The 2404-nt window shown below is 42.4% G+C and carries 2 protein-coding genes; one reads left to right on the forward strand and one right to left on the reverse strand.

The window, feature by feature from the left end; genetic code table 11:
• A partial coding sequence (locus VMW01_10965) for a methylenetetrahydrofolate reductase (protein HUW06769.1) occupies window positions 1-726 on the forward strand: 726 nt, incomplete at its 5' end.
• Window positions 727-742: 16 nt separating this feature from the next.
• On the opposite strand, the gene VMW01_10970 is transcribed toward VMW01_10965, so the two are convergent.
• Window positions 743-2404, reverse strand: a 1662-nt coding sequence (locus tag VMW01_10970; protein HUW06770.1) for a PAS domain S-box protein, incomplete at its 5' end; no start/stop codon positions are given.

The raw sequence follows: 2404 nt of genomic DNA on the forward strand, positions 1-2404 counted from the left end.
GTTGGTATTGCAGCCGCTATTCAACACCGTTACAACCTCGATGTGGTGCCGCACCTTATTTGCGGTGGCTTCAGCGTGGAAGAGACGGAGGATGCCCTGATCGATTTTGATTTTCTAGGTATCCAAAACATTTTGGCTGTAAGAGGTGATTCCGATAAAATTACCGGCAAGTTTGATCCCAAACCCGGTGGTCACCGCCATGCTGTTGATCTAGTAAAACAAGTAATGAGGATGAACAGTGGGAAATATATTGATGAGAACATTGAATCGGCAAATCCAACAAGTTTTTGCGTAGGAGTAGCGGGCTATCCCGAAAAGCATACCGAAGCTCCAAACATGGCCACCGACCTAATGTATCTAAAAGAAAAGGTTGATGCCGGTGCTGCCTACATTGTTACGCAGCTGTTTTTCGATAATAGTAAGTTCTTTGCCTTTGTGGAAAATTGCCGAAAAATAGGAATAACTGTTCCAATTATTCCAGGCATTAAACCCATCTCCTTAAAGGAACATCTAAACATTTTGCCACGTGTTTTTAATGTTGACTTACCTGAAGAACTGGTGCGCGAACTCAACTTTTGCAGAGACAACAAGGCGGCCAGAGAGTTAGGTGTTGAGTGGGCAATAAAACAAACACAGGAACTTAAACGTGCCGGAGTACCCTCCATCCATTTCTACACCATGGGGAAATCGGACAATATTGCAAGGATAGCAAGAGCAGCCTACTAGCTGTTACGACTGTAAACTACAAGTATTTCGCCAACATCTCAAAAAGAATCTTCTGTTCAATTGGCTTGAATATATAGTCGTTGCAACCCGCCTTTATGGCTAAAGCCACATCAGGGCTTTGGGTATAAGCCGATTGTGCTACTATTGGGATTTTTTGGTCGATTTCACGTATTTTTTTCATAGCGGTAATACCATCCATCACCGGCATCTTAATATCCATTAGCACAAGGTCGAACTGTTTACCATCCAAGATGAGGGCCAATGCTTCTTTACCATTTCTTGCAATTACAACTTCCAGACCATTTGGTTCTAAAATCTGCGATAGTAAAAAGGCATTAACACTATCATCCTCCGCTATAAGAACCTTCTTACCTGTCCAGTCAACGGTCAAGGTATTCTGCTCGTGTACCGTTGCCATTATGGGTGATTCCAGTGAAGGTGAATAAGCAATGGTGAAATAAAATGTAGATCCAACTTTAGGTTTAGAACTTACCCAAATATTTCCACCCATGAGTGTAACGATGGCCTTTGAAATGGCAAGCCCAAGGCCGGTTCCACTCGCTAGTTTTGCAGAATCTGTCTCAGCCTGCCTAAATCGTTCAAAAATGAGCTGGTGATCAACCTCTGAAATCCCAATACCTGTATCCTCAACAAAAAACTCTAGCATAGCTCCTTTTTTGTGGTATCCAAATTTCACATGACCTGTGCTGGTAAACTTAATCGCGTTGCCAATAAGGTTGGTTAAGACCTGCTTTAACCTATCTCCATCTAACATTAAGAAGGCATCCTCATCATTGAAATCTTTGAAAGTGAGCAACTCAATCCCTTGCTCATTGGCTTTACCCAGGTGGATGAGTTGCTGCTCATCAATAAGTTGATTGAGGTTGGTGGCAGAGATATTTAGCTGAACCTGACTGGCTTCAATCTTCGAAATATCGATAAGGTCATTTATAATTGTGAGCAGCTGCTTGCCACAAGTTTGAATTATGCCAACATATTGTTCCTCCTCAGCAATTGAATTATCCCTATTTAACAAAAGCTGCGAAAAACCAACAATTCCATTCATGGGTGTTCGAATTTCGTGGCTCATGTTAGCAAGGAAAGTGGATTTCAGTCGGTCGCTCTCCTCTGCTTTGTTTTTTGCCTGTACGAGTTCGATATTCTGAAGTTCTATTTCCCGGTTCTTGCGTCTTACCTCCTCTTCTGCTTGCTTTCGAACAGAAACATCGCGATATATGCCATACACACCAAGCTGACCTCCCTTAAAAACAATAGGGTTAGCTAAAATAGAAACATAAACTAACGAGCCATCTTTACGACGACGAATTGTTTCGTACACCTCCGGCTTTCCTCTGTTTGCTGAAAAGAAGACACTGTTGGATTCATCAATCAGATGTTCTGGAACGATCAAGTCATTCAGCGGTTTCCCTTGTACCTCCTCCTTCGAATATCCAAAAAGTTTGGTAAACTCTAAATTGATTCGAAGAATAGTTTGGTCGAGGTCAAGAATAACTATGGCCTCCGGGGACCACTCAAAGAGTTGTTCAAAGTAAACTCGCTCCAGTTCAATGGCCTCCTCGGCTATTTTTCTTTCTGTTACATCAATGGCTAGTCCCACCACACCAACGGGCATCCCATTTCTGTCAAGTTGAGGGGAGAAGATGGTATCAAGCAAAAC

It is taken from the genome of Williamwhitmania sp. (genome assembly GCA_035529935.1).
Taxonomy (GTDB): Bacteria; Bacteroidota; Bacteroidia; order Bacteroidales; family Williamwhitmaniaceae; genus Williamwhitmania.